The sequence below is a fragment of the Streptomyces sp. NPDC056160 genome (assembly GCF_042268205.1).
GTDB lineage: Bacteria > Actinomycetota > Actinomycetes > Streptomycetales > Streptomycetaceae > Streptomyces.
The window spans coordinates 1-16,142 of the sequence record NZ_JBHJUW010000107.1 but is presented as its reverse complement, the minus strand read 5'-3'; the positions used below and the strand labels follow the sequence as shown (position 1 = coordinate 16,142).

General features: G+C 69.7%; 14 protein-coding genes. 6 read left to right on the top strand and 8 right to left on the bottom strand.

Annotated features, from left to right (window positions below):
* Window positions 1-144: 144 nt before the first annotated feature.
* From ACFC02_RS30730 to ACFC02_RS30705, 6 genes are all read right to left on the bottom strand, one after another.
* A complete protein-coding gene (locus tag ACFC02_RS30730; RefSeq protein ID WP_376364322.1) occupies window positions 145-996 on the bottom strand; it encodes a ketose-bisphosphate aldolase in 852 nt (283 codons plus the stop codon).
* A 96-nt stretch (window positions 997-1,092) separates the two neighbouring features.
* On the bottom strand, window positions 1,093-2,043 hold the full coding sequence (locus ACFC02_RS30725; RefSeq protein ID WP_376364319.1) for a DMT family transporter: 951 nt from the start codon (window positions 2,041-2,043) through the stop codon (window positions 1,093-1,095).
* Window positions 2,040-3,032 (bottom strand): N-acetylglucosamine kinase, encoded by a 993-nt coding sequence (locus ACFC02_RS30720; protein ID WP_376364317.1) that lies wholly within the window; start codon window positions 3,030-3,032, stop codon window positions 2,040-2,042. Before ACFC02_RS30720 ends, ACFC02_RS30725 begins: the two co-directional genes overlap by 4 nt.
* A 49-nt stretch (window positions 3,033-3,081) precedes the next feature.
* On the bottom strand, window positions 3,082-4,239 hold the full coding sequence (locus tag ACFC02_RS30715) for an SIS domain-containing protein (protein WP_376364314.1): 1,158 nt from the start codon (window positions 4,237-4,239) through the stop codon (window positions 3,082-3,084).
* The gene (locus ACFC02_RS30710; protein ID WP_376364311.1) at window positions 4,236-5,531 is read right to left on the bottom strand and encodes a D-tagatose-bisphosphate aldolase, class II, non-catalytic subunit; all 1,296 of its coding nucleotides are present in this window, start codon (window positions 5,529-5,531) and stop codon (window positions 4,236-4,238) included. The genes ACFC02_RS30715 and ACFC02_RS30710 overlap by 4 nt, the downstream gene beginning before the upstream one ends.
* A 175-nt stretch (window positions 5,532-5,706) precedes the next feature.
* Window positions 5,707-6,495 carry a GntR family transcriptional regulator gene (locus ACFC02_RS30705; protein WP_376364308.1) on the bottom strand — a complete coding sequence of 263 codons (789 nt, stop codon included), beginning with the start codon at window positions 6,493-6,495 and terminating at the stop codon, window positions 5,707-5,709.
* A gap of 427 nt (window positions 6,496-6,922) precedes the next feature.
* Here ACFC02_RS30705 and ACFC02_RS30700 point away from each other — a divergent pair, with 427 nt between their 5' ends.
* Window positions 6,923-8,998: a glycoside hydrolase family 36 protein gene (locus ACFC02_RS30700; protein ID WP_376364305.1), complete on the top strand. Its 2,076-nt coding sequence runs from the start codon at window positions 6,923-6,925 to the stop codon at window positions 8,996-8,998.
* 933 nt (window positions 8,999-9,931) lie between these two features.
* Window positions 9,932-11,137, top strand: a complete 1,206-nt coding sequence (locus ACFC02_RS30695; RefSeq protein ID WP_376364302.1) for an IS110 family transposase — start codon at window positions 9,932-9,934, stop codon at window positions 11,135-11,137.
* On the opposite strand, the gene ACFC02_RS30690 is transcribed toward ACFC02_RS30695, so the two are convergent.
* The gene (locus ACFC02_RS30690; protein ID WP_376364299.1) at window positions 11,130-11,615 is read right to left on the bottom strand and encodes a hypothetical protein; all 486 of its coding nucleotides are present in this window, start codon (window positions 11,613-11,615) and stop codon (window positions 11,130-11,132) included. The genes ACFC02_RS30695 and ACFC02_RS30690 overlap by 8 nt on opposite strands.
* A gap of 167 nt (window positions 11,616-11,782) precedes the next feature.
* Here ACFC02_RS30690 and ACFC02_RS30685 point away from each other — a divergent pair, with 167 nt between their 5' ends.
* Together ACFC02_RS30685 and ACFC02_RS30680 are read left to right on the top strand one after the other, a co-directional pair.
* The gene (locus tag ACFC02_RS30685; RefSeq protein WP_376364296.1) at window positions 11,783-12,268 is read left to right on the top strand and encodes a hypothetical protein; all 486 of its coding nucleotides are present in this window, start codon (window positions 11,783-11,785) and stop codon (window positions 12,266-12,268) included.
* Between the two features lie 25 nt (window positions 12,269-12,293).
* Window positions 12,294-12,662 carry a hypothetical protein gene (locus ACFC02_RS30680; RefSeq protein WP_376364293.1) on the top strand — a complete coding sequence of 123 codons (369 nt, stop codon included), beginning with the start codon at window positions 12,294-12,296 and terminating at the stop codon, window positions 12,660-12,662.
* 132 nt (window positions 12,663-12,794) lie between these two features.
* On the opposite strand, the gene ACFC02_RS30675 is transcribed toward ACFC02_RS30680, so the two are convergent.
* Complete coding sequence (locus tag ACFC02_RS30675; RefSeq protein WP_376364290.1) at window positions 12,795-13,694, bottom strand: LysR family transcriptional regulator; 900 nt, start codon at window positions 13,692-13,694, stop codon at window positions 12,795-12,797.
* A gap of 130 nt (window positions 13,695-13,824) precedes the next feature.
* On the opposite strand from ACFC02_RS30675, the gene ACFC02_RS30670 reads away from it, so the two are divergent.
* Both ACFC02_RS30670 and ACFC02_RS30665 read left to right on the top strand, forming a co-directional pair.
* Window positions 13,825-14,703 (top strand): NAD-dependent epimerase/dehydratase family protein, encoded by an 879-nt coding sequence (locus ACFC02_RS30670; protein WP_376364288.1) that lies wholly within the window; start codon window positions 13,825-13,827, stop codon window positions 14,701-14,703.
* Between the two features lie 178 nt (window positions 14,704-14,881).
* Window positions 14,882-15,835, top strand: coding sequence for a DMT family transporter (locus ACFC02_RS30665; protein WP_376364285.1), 954 nt, complete (start codon window positions 14,882-14,884; stop codon window positions 15,833-15,835).
* Window positions 15,836-16,142 lie beyond the last annotated feature (307 nt).

Here is a 16,142-nt window from a genome sequence, read left to right as displayed (position 1 = left end):
CTCTGACATGTCCGCAGGCTGCCGTAGCTCCTGTGTCAGAGTCTCGCGAGCATCCCGCTCAGCACCCGGTGCTCGCCCCGGCCAGCGTTCGCGGGACAACGCTCAGCCAGACGACATCAGGTGCGGGGAAAGCGCCGGCCCCGCTCAGCCGCTCACCACACCGAGCAGGACCCGGACCGTCTCCGCCATCGCCTCCCGGCCCTGGGCGACGTAGGGGCGGGGGTCGGTCAGGTCGGGGCGCTCCGCCAGCGTCTCGCGGACCGCACCGGTGAACGCGACGTTGAGAGCGGTACCGATGTTGATCTTCACGATGCCCGCCTGAACGGCTTGTCGCAGATCGTCGTCGCCGACGCCCGACGAACCGTGCAGCACCAGAGGTACGGGCACGGCCTCCCGCAGGCGTTCGATGAGCGCGTGGTCCAGGGTCGCGGAGCGTTCGGTCATCGCGTGGCTGCTGCCGACGGCGACGGCCAGGGCGTCCACGCCGGTGTCCGCGACATAGCGCGCCGCCTCCTGCGGGTCGGTGCGCACCCCGGCCGCGTGGGCGCTCGCGGGAGCGTCGGGCTTGCCGCCCACATAGCCGAGTTCGGCCTCCAGCCACAGGCCCGCGCCGTGGGCCCACTGGGCCGCGGCGCGGGTGGCGGCGAGGTTCTCGGCGTACGGCTGCGCCCCGGCGTCGAACATCGCGGAGGAGAACCCCGCGTCGGCCGCCGTGCGCAGCAGCCGCATGTCCGTCACGTGGTCCATGTGCAGTGCGACGTCGACGTCGCAGGCCTTGCCGACCTCGGCCGCGGCCCGCGCGATCGGCTCGACCCGGCCGCCGTGGAACCGTACGGCGTTCTCGCTGATCTGCAGGATCACCCCCGGGGCGCCCGCGGCGGCCGCGCCGGCGGTGATCGCCTCGGCGTGCTCCAGCGTGATCACGTTGAACGCCGCGACGGCCCGGCCTGCGGCGGCGGCCTTCGAGACGAGTTCGCGCGTGGGAACCAGGGGCATGAAGGTGTCCCCTCGCTTTCATGTCGGTTCGGTGAGTACGGGCCGGTGTCGGCCCGTACCGCTACGTGGTTCGGCCGGTACGGACAATGGGGGCGATCAGGACTTCTGCGGGGCCGGACTCAGGCCCGCGCCCTCGTCCGCCGCGCCCGGGGCCACGGAGTTCTCGCCGCTCTTCTCGTCGCTGTAGACCATCAGGGTCGAACCCGCGAGGGCCAGCACGATACCGAGGGCGCCCCACACGTTCGGGAGCGTCCGGTAGACCGCCAGGGACAGCACGATGGTCAGCACCGGGGCCAGCGCGTTGGTGATGGGGGCGACGACCGTGGCCTTGCCCCGGCTGAACGCCATGACCAGGAACAACGCGCCGACCGCGTTGAGGACCTGCGTCACCGCGGTGAGTGCCGGCGCCTGCCACGGAGCGTCGGACGGGAAGTCGCCCATCATCACGAACGCCACCGGAACCAGCAGCAGTCCGCTGATGGTCATCCAGCCGAAGGTCGTCGCGTCGTTGACCCCGACCACCGCGGCCTTGCGCATGCAGAACGCCTGCACGCCCCAGGCGACACAGATCAGGATGGCCATCAGCAGCCACGGGCCGTGCGAGTTCGAGTCGTCCTTGCCGCTGGGAATGCTGAGCAGCACGATCGCCGCCAGTGCCGCGACGACACCCACCAGGGCGAGCCGGTTGATCCGCTCCCGCAGCAGCGCCATCGCCATGAGGACGGTGACCACCGGGGAGAGCGACACCAGGGGGAAGATCAGGTACGCCGGGCCGTTGGCGAGCGCGTGGAACAGCAGGAGTTGGCCGCCGGCGCCGGTCAGTCCCGCGGTCAGTCCGTACACGGCGGCGATCGGCCGGCGGTCGAACGTGTTGCCGCGCATCGCGAAGTACGCGGGTATGAGCATCGTGAAGGCCCAGATGATGTAGATCATCTCGTTGGGGTAGCCGTACCTGCTGTTCGGCTCGCTGGAGAAGGCGCCCCACACACCCCAGAACAGGACCAGCAGCGATGCGTACAGGATCCAGCTCTTCGTGCCTTTGTTCATCGGTCTTCCCCTCCTGAGGCAGAGATCCCGGAGGCCATGCGCAGCGCGTCGAGCGCGGGCTGGTCGAGCGGGGTTCCGGCGATTTTCGCCGCGTACAGGGCGGCGCCTACGACGGGCTCGTACAGAGGGTGTCGCAGTTCGTAGTGGGTGAAACGACTCTTCAGTCCGGTGGCGAACGCCTCCAGAACCGCGTCAGCGCCGAAGGTGCCGCCCGAGTAGGAGACCGGTACGGTCTCGTCCGGGCCGAACTCCAGCCGCTCGCGGGTGACGTCGACGAGCAGGGCGAGTTCCCGGCCGGCCTCGGCGAGGATCGCCGAGGCGGCCTCGTCGCCCAGACCGGCCGCCTCGGCCACCGAGCGGCTGAGCGCGGCGATCCGGCTGCGGTCGCCCTGCCACTGGTTGTGGACGACGTCGATCACGTCGAGGTCGGACGCGAGATCCAGGTGGCGCCGGAACACCTCGGCCAGGGGGCCCTGGGGGAGCCGTCCGTCGCCCATCCGCGAGAAGGCGTTGAGGCCGCGGACCGCGATCCAGTGCGCCGATCCCTCGTCGCCGAACATCTCGCTCCAGCCACCGACGCGCACGCCCCGGCCCAGCCGCTCGCCGTAGGTCATGGAGCCGGTGCCGCTGATGACGTTGATGCCGTCGACCGCGCCCAGTGACCCGGCCCAGCCGCAGACCATGTCGTTGTCGCAGGCGTAGCGGTCGTGTCCGAGCACGGCTCGCGGGGTCGCGTTCAGGACGGGCAGATCGCGGGCCGCCTCCCCGTAACCGGGCAAGCCGAAAAAGGCGAACTCGATGTCGGCGGGGGTCAGCTCGGCCGCCGCACAGACAGCGTCGACGCCTTCCCCCAGCACACGCTCGACGAGCTCGATGCCGTGGGAGAAGTAGTACGAACTTGCCGCCTGCGCTCGCGCCACGACTTGTCCGCCCCGGTCGACCAGGCAGAATGCGGTTTTCGTACCGCCACCGTCGACACCTAGGAACATCGTTGTACCTCCGTCCGGCGCCCTGGATCCGCGCCGTTGATGCCTTTGATCAGTTGTGCAAGGAGTGCAGGGTCACGCCCTGCACGACGCGGTTGATCTCGCCCGAGGGGAACGGGTTGTCGGCCCGCAGGCCCTGGGCCTGGGAGGCGCGCAGGGCGATGAGCTGGGCGTACACCACAGCGGCCAGCGCCAGGGCGGCGTCCTCGACGCCGTCGAGGCCCGGCAGCGGCCAGGCGTCGTTGCCGTCCGCTTCCGCGGCGGGGCCCGCGGAGACTGTGACGACGCTGCCGGCGGGAAGATTTCCGCGCAGCTCCGCGCAGATGTCCTGGTCGTACTTGCGGGTGTAGGGGTCGTTCGACATGTACACCACGGCGACCGAACGGTCGTTGAGCACCGCCTTGGGACCGTGCCGGAATCCCAGCGAGGTCTCCGAGACGGCCATGAGCCTCCCACCGGTGAGTTCGAGCACCTTCAGCGCCGACTCCTCGGCGAGGCCCTTCAGCGGGCCGCTGCCCAGGAAGACGATGCGCTCGGGCGTGCGGGCCACGAGGGCGCCGACGGTGCGGTCCACGGTGTCGCTCGCGCAGATCGACTCGACCGCCTCGGCCAGGCGTTCGGCGACCCCGTCGTTGGCGCTGCCGCCGAGAGCGAGCAGTGCCGCGAGCGTCATGCACGTGAAGCTCGACGTCATGGCGAAACCGCGGTCGTTGGACGCGGCCGGCATCAGCAGTACGTGGGACTTCGGCAGCTCCGCGTGCTCGCGGGCCAGGCGGCCCTGCTCGTTGCAGGTGATCACGAGGTGGTGCACCTCGGAGAGGACCTGGTCGGCCAGGGCGGTGGCGGCCACGGACTCCGGGCTGTCACCCGAGCGCGCGAAGGAGACCAGCAGCGTGGGAACGTCCTCGGCGAGACAGCCGCGGGGGTCGGCGACGAGGTCCGTGGTGGGGACCGCGTCGACGCGGCGTCCCAGGCGCCGGGCCAGGGCGGGCTGGAGCACCTGGCCGGCGAACGCGGAGGTGCCGGCACCGGTGAGTACGACGCGCAGGTCACCGCGGGCGACGAGCGGACGCACGAAGGCGTCCAGCGACTCCCGGGAGGCCGCGACGATCCGGTCGACCTCGCGCCACAGGGCGGGCTGCTGGGTGATCTCGCGGACGGTGTGGGCGGCGCCGTCGTCCAGGGACAGGGTGCCGGAGGGCGTGGTCACACATGCTCCATAAGGTGGGGGTGGGAGGCGCGGCCGTAGTCGCGCAGAACGTCGCGGACGTGGTCCACGGCCAGGTCGCGCGGCCGGGCGGCGAGCTCGCCGTGGCGGACGCGGGCGTACTGGAGTGGGAGGTGGGCACTGAGCAGCGGCAGGGGGATGTCCACGGCCGAGAGGTTGTCCATCAGCCGGGCCTGGGCCTTTTCGATCTCAGGGTCGGGCCAGTAGTAACGCATCCGGTCGCTGTAGCTGTAGCGGCGTGCGAGGCGCTGCTCGGCAGCGCTGCCCGGGTAGTAGCCCTCCCACTTGGCGGGCTCGGCGAGCATCCGCTCCTCGACGATCTCGGGAAGGCGTGACTGCTCGGCGGCCGGGACCAGCTCGTCCTCGATCGCGGCGAGGGCGAACAGCGCCTCGCGCAGGGCGAAGGTCAGCCCGGGGCCCACCTTGAGGACCGCCCAGTGGTCCTCGACCAGCGCGGTGAGCGCCTCGGCGGTCTGGTAGTCGGTCGAGTGGGCCTCGTAGACCATGGTGGGCTCGTCGTCGAGGACCTTGCGCAGCTCCTCGGTCAGCTCGCGCCGGTAGTCGACGACCTGCACATGGTCGAACTCGACGGCCGGCTGGACCACGAGGGCCATGACACGCGGCCAGACCTCGTCGATGCCGTGCTGGGCGAACGCCTTGCGGTGCTGCTCCAGAGTGGTACGCGCCGCCTCGGGCGTGGTCGGGACGAGCGCGTCGAGCGTCTCGTGCGCGCCGCCGGGTGTGGGCACCTCGGTACCGATCACGTACCGGATCCGCTCGGCCCGCTCGGGGCCGGCCGTCTCGTCGGCCACCCGGATCAGCCGCGCGGCGCGTTCGGCGACCACGTCGTCGGTCAGCGGTACGGGGTCACCGGCGCAGGCGAAGCTGCAGTCCAGGTGGATCTTGGTGAAGTCCGCCGCCACGTATGCGGCGACCAGGGCGTCGGCCCGCTCCATCGCCTCGTCGGGCGTCAGGGACTGCCACCGGTTCGGTCCGAGGTGGTCGCCGCCGAGAATCACGCGGTCCAGTGGCAGACCACTTTCGGCGGCGATGCCGTACACGAGGTCGCGGAAGTCAGCGGGCCGCATGCCCGTGTAACCGCCGTACTGGTCGACCTGGTTCGAGGTCGCCTCCACCAGTACATGACCGCCGGTCTCCCGTGCTTGCACCACGGCTGCCTCGATGACCAGCGGATGAGCCGAACACACCGAGGTGATGCCCTGCGGCTGTCCGGCCTTGTGACGCCGGACCACCTCGCTCAATGGGCTCTGCATTGCCAACCCCTTACTCAACGCGTATCTCGAGCCAGTGCGCCGTCATGGCCTGCGGCTCATTCCGGACAGTACTGGTCTTATTTGGGGTCGTCAACAGTCTTATTCTGGTATGCATCTGGTATTGCAGTCGTACCGGCTGATCCGCAGCGATCGTCCAGGTCCGATTGGTGATCGTTCAAGTCTGGTTGGTGATGGAGGCCCGGAACCGGTAGCGGTCCCCCCGGTAGACCTGGACGGTCAGTTCGATCGGGCGTGATTCCTGGTTCGACGTCAGCTGGGTCGCGACGAGCATCGGCATGGTCTCCCCGATCTCGAACAGCTCGATCTCCCGTGGCGTCGGGTGGCGGGCCTCGACCGAATAGTCGGCGATGCGGGGCAGCTGCGGCGGGTCGGCGGCGCGCAGGGTGGCGTAGAGCGAGGCCGTATTGAAGTCGGTCTCGGCCAGGGCGGGGCAGGCCGCCAGCGGAAGCCGGTTGTGCTCCAGCACGACGAGCAGACCGTCGAGGAAGCGCAGTCGGTGGAGGTCGAAGAGGTCGGCGCCCGGAGCGATCCGGAGCTGCTCGGCCTCGGACACCGTGGCCGGGCGGACGGTGGCGGAGAGCACCTTGCCGGCCGTCGTCAAGCCGTTGACCTGCGCGTAGTCGGCGAACCCCTGGACCTGCGGGGCCGCCGAGGCGGACGTCGTCGTCGCCTCGGGCAGCAGACCGAGCTCGGCGACGAACCACCCGCGCGACGACGACGGCCGCACGATGCCTCGCGACTCCAATTGCGCGAGGGCCGCTCGCAGCGTCACGCGCGACACGGCGTACCGGTCGACCAGAGCCCGCTCGGAGGGCAGCCGGTCACCGGGACGGGCGGCAGCGGCGCGCAGATCGTCGAGCAACCGCGTGGCCGTGCGCTCGTACAACGGGAGGACGTCGTCACCGAACAGGCCTCTGGGCATCGACGTTCTCATATCTGTCATACCAGAAGCATACCAATCTGATCGACGGCGCGAACCCTCGTCCAGGAACCTCTCGTTGACATGCCACTCGAAGACCGCTTACGTTCTCGAAGCAGGCCACCCGATGATGAAGAAGTCGCCCTCGAGCAACCTTCCGTTTCGCCGTGCCCCGGGCACCCGCCGGTGATCGAGGCAGCGTTGTCGCAGCTCACCGAGGATGCCCGCGCGTTGCCGCCGGAGGCGACCTCGCACTGGTGGGGTATCCGTTCGGACCATACGCCGTCCCCCGACCTCAGCCGACCCACTGTGAACCGGTAGTAGACCAGCATCGACCAGCCTTACGGACGGTCGCTTCGTCGCGAGCGTGCGGCTCGACTTCGACGATCCACAACGACGGACAAAAGGCGGCTGCCCCAGTCGGGCACGCACGACCGAAAGAGAGTTCGACATGACGGACATGAACCGGCGAAGCGTACTGAAGGTGGCGCTGGGGGGTGCCGGCCTGGCAGCCTTCCCCGCCGTGGCCATGGGCGCCTCACCCGCGGCCGCCGCACCGAACTCGGATCCTGACCTCGTCGGAGTCGGCGACACCTCCATCACCCTGGAGTTCGACGACCGACTGCGCAGCCGGGTGGCGCTCAAGGGCGTCGACCTCACCCGCTTCGACGCCAGCGAAGCCCTGCTGGTGGGCGGTAAGGCCATCGACGCGTTCGCCTACCGCGGGCACCGGACCCGCGACACCCGGCACCCCCGCCACGGCGCGGGCGTCCGGGTGACGATCGAGGGCACGTCCGAGGAAGGCGTACAGAAGACGGTCGTGCTGACCTCCTTCGAGCGTCTCACCGGCATGATCGTGATGAAGGTGACCTACACCAACAGGTCCTCCACCGCGCTGAAGGTGACCGGGTGGCGCAACGGAGCCCACGAACTCCTGGAGACTCCCGGCGGCTTCTACACCTTCTCCGGTACCACGTACACGGACCGCCGCGACTGGGTGAGGCCGGTGAAGGACGGCTATGTCCAGGAGAACTCGTTGGGGATGGACTCCTCCGACTACGGCGGCGGCACCCCGCTGGCGACCGTCTGGCGCCGGGACGCGGGCCTGTCCGTCGGACATGTCGAGCCCGTGGCGACGGTCCTGCGCATGCCGGTCCGCAAGACGGACGCCGGAGCGAGCATCGCCATCCAGGACGACACCGCCCGCATCCTGAAGCCGGGCCGTCGGTTCAGCACCGACACCACGTTCCTGACCGCCCTCCCGGGCGACCACTTCGTACCGCTCCAGCGGTACCGCGACTACATGAGTGACATCGGCCAGCGCGCCCCCAAGGTCCCCGCCTCGGCCTTCGAGCCCATCTGGTGTGCCTGGGGCTACGAGCGCGGCTTCGCCACCGAGCAGGTCACCGGAACGCTGCCGAAGGCACACGAGGTCGGTCTGCGCTGGGCCGCGCTCGACGACGGCTGGCAGACCAACGAGGGCGACTGGGACATCAACACGGCGAAGTTCCCGCGCGGCGAAGCGGACATGCGGGCCTTCACCAAGGAGATACGGGACGCCGGTCTGCGGCCGCGCCTGTGGTGGGCCCCGCTGGCGGCGGACCCCGACAGCAACCTGTTCCGGGACCGGCCCGACATGCTGCTGCTGGACCGCGACGGCAACAAGCAGGACGTCACCTGGTGGGACGCCTACACCCTCTGTCCGGCCTACCAGCCGACGGTGGACTACTTCGTCGAGCAGGCGAAGAGGTTCATCGGCGACTGGGGTTACGAGGGGCTCAAGATCGACGGCCAGCACCTCAACAGCGTCGCGCCCTGCTACAACCCGAAGCACAGGCACGCCCGCCCCGAGGAATCCACCGAGGGCTTGGCCCTGTTCTGGAAGGCGATCCACGAAGCCGCGCGCGAGGCGAACCCCGACGCCCTCGTCGAGCTCTGCCCCTGCGGCACCGCCTTCGCCTTCCACAACCTGCCCTACGTCGACCAGTACCCCAGCTCGGACCCGGAGTCGTCCTACCAGGTCCGGAGCAAGGGCAAGTCGATGAAGGCGCTGATGGGCGCGGGCAGCAGCTACGCCGGAGACCACGTCGAACTGAGCGACGGCGGGAACGACTTCGCGTCCTCCTACGGGGTCGGAGCCGTCCTGTCGACCAAGTTCACCCTCCCCGGAACCGGAGCCCCGGACAAGGCGACCGACCTCACTCCGGAGAAGGAGGTCCTCTGGCGCAAGTGGGTGTCCCTGTACGAGAAGAACATGCTGTCCACCGGCGAGTACCGCGGTGAGCTGTACGACATCGGCTTCGACAAGCCCGAGGCGCATGTCGTGGCCAAGAAGCGGACCCTCCACTACGCCTTCTACGCCGACCAGTGGGACGGGACGGTCGAGCTGCGCGGCCTGGGCCGCACGCGGTACCGCCTGACCGACCCGTTCACCGGCAGGTCACTCGGAACTGCCACTGCTCAGCACAACACCGTGAAGCTGTCCTTCGAGCGGTTCCAGCTCATCGTGGCTGAGCCCATCGGTTGATCAGCCGGGGCGGCGGGGCGGCCGGGGCAGCACTCTTGGTGACGCGAGTGGCGTGCCACAGGCTTGCCGGGCCCCCGCTTCTCCGCCTGTGCCGTGGAGTCCCGCAGGCCCCGCCCGGTCCGGACACCTCGCCGCAGCGCGTCCTCGCGGCCACGAACTTCGTCCACACCATGGGCCACGGCCTCCATCTGGCGGCCGTAGTGCTCTACTTCACCGAGGCGGTCCACCTTCCGGCAGGTCAGGTGGGGCTCGGACTCGGCATGGCCGGTGTGGTCGCGCTGGTCCTGGGCGTCACCGTCGGTCATCTGGCGGACCGGCACGGCGCGCGCGGCGTCTACGCGATGACGTTCACTGTCCAGGCGCCGGCCACCAGCTGCTTCGTACTGGCGGGCGGACACCTTCTGGCTGTTCTTGGTCCGCGGTCTGCGCCGCCGCCGGGGCGAGGACAGCCGGGACAGCCGTCCGCTCCCCGCTCATCCGGCACTACGGAGGGGACCGGCCGCAGGAGTTCCGAGTTCCGGGCCTATCCGCGTGCGGTGACCGACTTCGGCATCTCCCCCCGGTGCCGTGCTGGCGGGCTGGGTGGTGCAGCTCAGCACGCTCACCGCCTATCAACTGACGGTCGCCGGCAACGCGATCGCCTTCCTCGTCGCCGCGGCGATCCTGTTCCATCTGCCGCCGGTCACGCCGGCCCCCCCGTTACCTTCTTCGTGGCTCCGCAATGGGGCTCCGGCCTTCGGGTCCGGCATGACTTCCCCCCCTTGTTGTTCATGATCCGGGGGGTGGTGTCACCGGGTCCGGAGGCATCGACGGACCGCTGATGAGGGGCTTGAGCACCGGCTTCACCTGAGCCGGAAGAGCTCTCCGTAACGTGGATGTGGCAGCTCGGTGCCCAGGCAAGGCCGGACGAAAGCGTGATGGAGGTGCCTGCACGTGATCGACATCGGCGACATCGACGTTTTCCTCGGCCTGGACGTCGGCAAGGGCGAACACCACGCCACCGCCGTCACCCCGGCCGGGAAGAAGGCGTTCGACAAGCGCCTGCCCAACACCGAGCCCAAGCTCCGCGAGCTGTTCGCGAAACTCCAGGACAAGCACGGAACGGTGCTGGTCGTGGTCGACCAACCAGCCTCAATCGGGGCATTGCCCCTGGCGGTCGCGAGGGACATGGGCTGCCCAGTCGCCTACCTGCCGGGCCTGACGATGCGGCGGATCGCCGACCTCTACCCGGGCGAGGCCAAGACCGACGCGAGAGACGCGTTCATCATCGCGGACGCGGCCCGGGCGATGCCGCACACGCTGCGGGCGATCGACGGCGAGGACGAGACGATCGCCGAGCTGGAGATGATCGTCGGGTTCGACGACGACCTGGCCGGCGAGGCCACCCGCGTCGCCAACCGGCTGCACGGACTGCTGACCCAGATCCATCCGTCTCTGGAACGGGTCCTGGGACCGCGGTTGCAGCACCCGGCCGTCCTGGCCTTGCTGGAGCGGTTCGGCTCACCGGCACAGATACGCAAGGCAGGCCGTCGGCGGCTGGCCACGCTGCTGCGGCCGAAGGCGCCGAGGATGGCCGAGCGGCTGGTCGAGGAGATCTTCGCCGCGCTGGACGAGCAGACCGTCACCGTTCCGGGGACCGAAGCGGCCGCGTTGATCGTCCCAAGTCTGGCCGGATCGCTCGCCGCCGTGCTCGATCAGCGCAAGCTGCTGGCCGGGCGGATCGAGGAACTGCTGGAGGACCACCCTCTTTCGAAGGTCCTGACGTCCATGCCGGGCATCGGCGTCAGGACCGGAGCCCGCATCCTGATCGAGGTCGGCGACGGCAGCACCTTCCCGACCGCCGGCCACCTCGCCGCCTACGCCGGACTCGCACCCGCGACCCGCAGTTCCGGGTCGTCGATCCGCGGTGAACAGCCCTCCAGGAGAGGAAACAAGCAGCTCAAACGGGCCTTCTTCCTCTCCGCGTTCGCCGCTCTGGGTGACCCGGCATCGCGGGCCTACTACGACAAGAAGATCGCCCAGGGCAAGCACCACACCCAGGCCCTGCTCTGCCTCGCCCGCCGCAGGGCCGACGTCCTGTTCGCGATGCTCCGCGACGGAACCTTCTATGAACCGCAGCCGTCGGCCGCAGTCACCTGACCTGCGCGTCTGCGAGGAGGACGACTCGATCAGCCTCGACGTCGAAGCCGATCACCGGATGGCCATCGTCGCCCTCCGGGTCCATCAGCACGGGCTTGCCCAGCCGCCGGCCGATCTCCCGGAGGAAGTTGCAGAACACATCCAGTCGCTCCTGGCCCTGCAACTCCCGCAGGTTGACGTCGAAGTCGACTTCATCGGCAGCATGGAAGCGGAAGATCGCCAATACATCTGCAGTCGGCCAGACCCGCAGGTCCGGGCACTCGGCATCCTCCGGACGGGACAGCACGGCCTCTGCCCGGGGCACTGGAAGCACCGTCTCTCCCTCGGAGTACTGGCACTTCCAGCCCTTCTCCGCGACAAGATCGAGAACCGCCTGCCAGTCCTCCACCGAGGCATCCGGGACACGCACGTCAGGCAGCGACCCCATCAAGTCCGGGTCGAAGAAGCACTTCACGTCATCCCACAGCAGATCAGCCACCCCGCCATGCTGCCCCGGCTCACCGACTCGACGCACCCCCGTTTCCCTTGACCAAAGACATAGGGGCACCCCCCCGACCGGGGACCGGTCCGTCGTCAGCCTGAATGGCTGGTCCTGTGCCGGGCGGCGACCAGGCGCTCCGCGCTGGTTCGCCTTCGCCGCCCGGCATGATGCAACCGGCCGGAGCGGCTGCGCCCGGGGCGCGGCCCGCCCTCAACCGGACGGCGCAGACGAACTCCGCACGGACGGCAGGGTCGGGGGCGCTGCCAGCGGGTGTCTGCCGGGACGGTCTGGCCCGGGTCGCCGCCGTGGTCGACATCGCCGCGACAGTGTTCGTGACGAACAGCAGCGGCGGGTTCCACCGCCGGCACCTGCTCACCGGAGCCCGCCGTCACCTCGCTCCCGTCCTGCGCGGCCGCCGCCGCGAGCCGGGCCTGGACGCGGACATCGTGGACGCCGCGCTCGCCACCTACTGCGTGGACATCAGCGAGCCGAAGACACTGCGTGGCCCGATGCCCTCCCTACCGCCTCTACACCGTCCGCTGGTCACCGGCCGACCTCACCCCGACTGCCGGCGCCCGCCCACCACCGCCCCGACCGGCAGCCACCAGCCGACCCGAGCACACCCGCCGCGCCCCGGCCTCCGGGGCTGAGGCCGGGGGAGTGGGAGATACCCGCGTGCCGTTGCAGTACGAACGGGCCTCCCTCGCCGGCGCTGCGGTCCGCGAGAAGCTGCGCTCCACCGTCGCCACGCGCGGCCGGGCGTACGACGTCGCCCGGCACCAGCAGGCGGCGATGCCCGAGCAGCTGCTCGCGCCCGAGCCGGTCGACCCCGAGCGCGTCGACCAGGAGCAGAGGCCGGCCGACAGGAGGCGGTCGACGGGCTGCGGGCCGTGCGAGAGTCGCGCACGGGGGTGGAAGCCCTCGATCGCACTGATGCTCCAGGACGTGCTCGGTGAACCGGAGTGGGCCGCCCTGCTCACCCCCGCCGACCGTCGCGGCCTCACTGCGCTCTTCTGGTCCTCCGTCCGACCTACGGCGAGGTGAACCTCGATATGGGCACCCGCGTCGCGATCTCCATGAACCTCTTCAACCGGGTCACCAGTCATGAGGAAGTACCCCGCCCATGCGAGCCCGGTGGATCTCGGGAAGTGATCCGGACACGGCCGGGACGTCCGTTCAGAACACGCGGTCGCGCCGGATGTGGTGCGGGATCAGGTCGAGGAAGGCATGCAGCGCCCGCGTCGGCGGACGCGTCGCGGAGGCGACCACGCTGAGCGTCCAGGCCAGTCGGGCGTCCGCGAGGGGGACGGTACGAACGGCGTCCCCGGCCGCCGCAGCGAAGTCCGGGGGCAACAGCGCCACGCCCAGGCCGTGCGCCACGTAATCCGCGATCGTGGTGATGTCCGAGACCTCGATGAGGACCCGCCGGAACAACTTCTCCTTCGTGAACGCCTCGTCCGCGATCTGACGTTGCCCGAAACCGACGGGCATGTCGACGAAGGCTTCCCCGGCGATGTCTCTGAGCCGCGCACTCTTCCGGCGGGCCAGTGGGTGATCGGCGGGGACCAGCAGCTGGACCTCGTACCTCTTGATCGCCCTCGATCTGAGGTGCTCGTCCTTGATGTCGGCTCCCACGAAGGCCACGTCGACGTGGCTCTCCTTGATCCGCTCGATCAGCCCGGAGGTTCCCCGCTGGGAGGTCACGGTACGCAACCGGACCTCGGGATGACGGCTGTGGAACTCACCGGCCAGCGCGGGTACGTCGATCACCGTCAGCCCGCTGAGGACGCCCACGGTGAGGCTGCCTCGCAGCCCCGTGGAGAGCGGCTCCACTGCCGCCCGGGCCCGGTCGAGTACCTCGATCGCGGTCCGTGCCTCGGGGAGGAACGCCGAGCCGGCCTCCGTCAGTCTGACCGCCCGCGTGGAGCGGAGGAGCAGTTCGGTCCGAAGTTCGTGCTCCAAGGTCTTGATGCCGGCCGAGAGTGTGGACTGAGTGACGTGCAGCCGCTGGGCCGCCCGCGTGAAGTTCAGCTCCTCGGCGACGGTGATGAAGTACTCCAGCCGCTTCTGATCCACACCTGCCTCATTCATCGGCGTATCCGATTGAGCATTCGAAAACATTCGTTGGACACGATAGCCGGGCCGGGCGACCGTTGTCGTGCGGGCCAACGCCCGGACCAGGAAACGTCAGCGAAAGAGGATGACCATGCGCGTACTGCTCACCGGCGGCACCGGCTACATCGGAGCCGCGGTGCTCGATCGGCTCATCTCCGGGGGCCACCAGGTCACTGCCCTGGTCCGCTCAGCCGAGAAGGCCGACTCGGTGCGGGCCAAGGGCGCCGAGCCTGCGGTTGCCGACCTGGCAGACGGCCACGCCCTGGAGGAACTCGCGACTGCGAGCGACGGCGTGATCCACCTGGCGTCGCCGGGCGACGAGACCAGCGCGACCGTCGACGAGGTCGCCGTCACCAGCTTCCTGCACGCGCTGCGGAACACGGACCGGCCGTTCGTGCACACCACCGGCGTCTGGCTGCACGGCAGCGGTTCGGCGATCACCGAGTCGTCCGGAATGAACGCTCCGCGACTGACCGCCTGGCGGGTGCCGCTCGACAAGCTCGTGCGCGACGCGCAGAGCGTCCGGACCTCGGTCATCGCACCGGCAGTGGTGTACGGCCACGGCGGCGGTCTGCTGAACCTCGTCGCCGCCGGACCTCGAACCACCGGAAACACCCCGGCGCTCACCATGATCGGTTCCGGTGACCAGCACTGGAGCACCGTGTACGTGGACGACCTGGCCGAGCTTTACGTGCTCGCGCTCGAGAAGGCCCCGGCCGGTTCGTACTTCATCGGCGCCGGCGGTACGAACCCGACCGTACGGGAGATCACCGAAATGGTGAGCCGCTCTGTCGGCCTGGCCGGACGCGTCGAGCCCGAACCCGTCGTGCAGACGCTCGACCGGCTCGGCCTGCTCGGCGAGGCCCTTCTCCTTGACCAGCAGGCTTCGGGCGACACGGCCCGGCGTGTCCTGGGCTGGGCCCCCACGGGACCGTCGGTCCTCGACGACATCGCGCGTACTGACTTCTGAGAAAGACCCGTGCCCCGGGTCCCGCCGCAGGTGGGACCCGACCGGCCATCAGCGGCCGGGCCGGGCGGGCCCTGCCCGGCCGCAACCCTTCTTGAGGAACTTCGACATGAGTACTCCCACCGCTCCAACCGGGTCAGGTCATCGCCGTCCTGCTGGGCCCGGTCCCCAGTCGGCGTCCGTGCCTCGCGGCGGCTCGCTGGCCGTCGTGGCAGCCATCGCAGCCGGCATGGTGGTGCCGGTACAGGCCCGTCTGAACGGCGAGCTGAGTCATCGCCTCGACGACGGCATCGCCGCGGCGGCGATCAGTTTCTCGGGTGGACTGGTCCTGCTGTCTCTCCTCGCGCTCTTCTCTCCCGGGCTACGCGGCGCACTGCGCAGCCCGGCCGGCGCTTCACGGGATGGCCGGCTCCCCCGCCGATACCTGCTGGCCGGTGTGCTCGGCGGCACGTTCGCCCTGGCCCAGTCCACCGCCGCGCTGGTCACTGGAGTCGCCGTGTTCACAGTGTCGGCCATCGCCGGCCAGACCTTCGGTGGTCTGATCGTGGACAGCCGGGGTATCGGCGGCGGCCCGCGGCAGCGCCCAGGCGCTGCCCGGCTCACGGGAGCGGCCGTCATCCTGGTGGCCGCAGTCGTGTCCGCCCTGCCCCGTTTCGCCGACACCCTCGCGCCGGCCACGATCATCCTGCCGGCCCTCGCCGCCATCGCCGCCGGCTTCCTCCTCGGTGTGCAGCAGGCCCTCCACGGAGCGACGACGGCCGCGTCGGGCTCGCCACTCGCAGCGACCTGGCTCAACTTCCTTGTCGGTGCGGTGTTCCTCGCCGCAGCCTGGGGGGTGAAGACACTCGTGCAGGGGTCCGCGGGCGGCCCCCTGCCCACCAGCTTGTGGGTCTACCTCGGTGGTCTGTGCGGCGTGGTGTTCATCGGTGCCTCGGCGTTCCTTGTGCGCCGGATCGGTGTCCTGCTGCTGAGCATGGCCTCTATCGCGGGGCAGCTCGCCAGTTCGATCGCCCTGGACTTCCTGGTCCCTTCGGGCAGTCGGTCCCCCTCCGCCCTCACTGTCCTCGGTGCGTTGCTCACGTTCGGCGCCGTCTGGATTGCCTCCCGACGCCCTCGTGACACCAATGCGAAGTGATCCACGTCCACGTCCGCGCCCGCGCCCGCGTCCGGACCGGACGCGGACCCGCCCCGCCATCCCTCTCTCGATGGAGAAGCAACACAGTGCCGCCCACGGCACGAAAGGAACCACAGGTGTCCCAGAACCAGCCGCAGAACAAGGAACGCATCCTGATCAAGGGCGCGTACCTGATGACGCAGGACAACAAGCTCGGCAACTTCGTGGGCGACTGAATCGCCCCGGGTTTGATGGAGACATCGAAGACTCGGAAGGATGCCGCTCATGGCTGCTCCCCGTAAGTACCCCGACGAACTGCGTGAGCGTG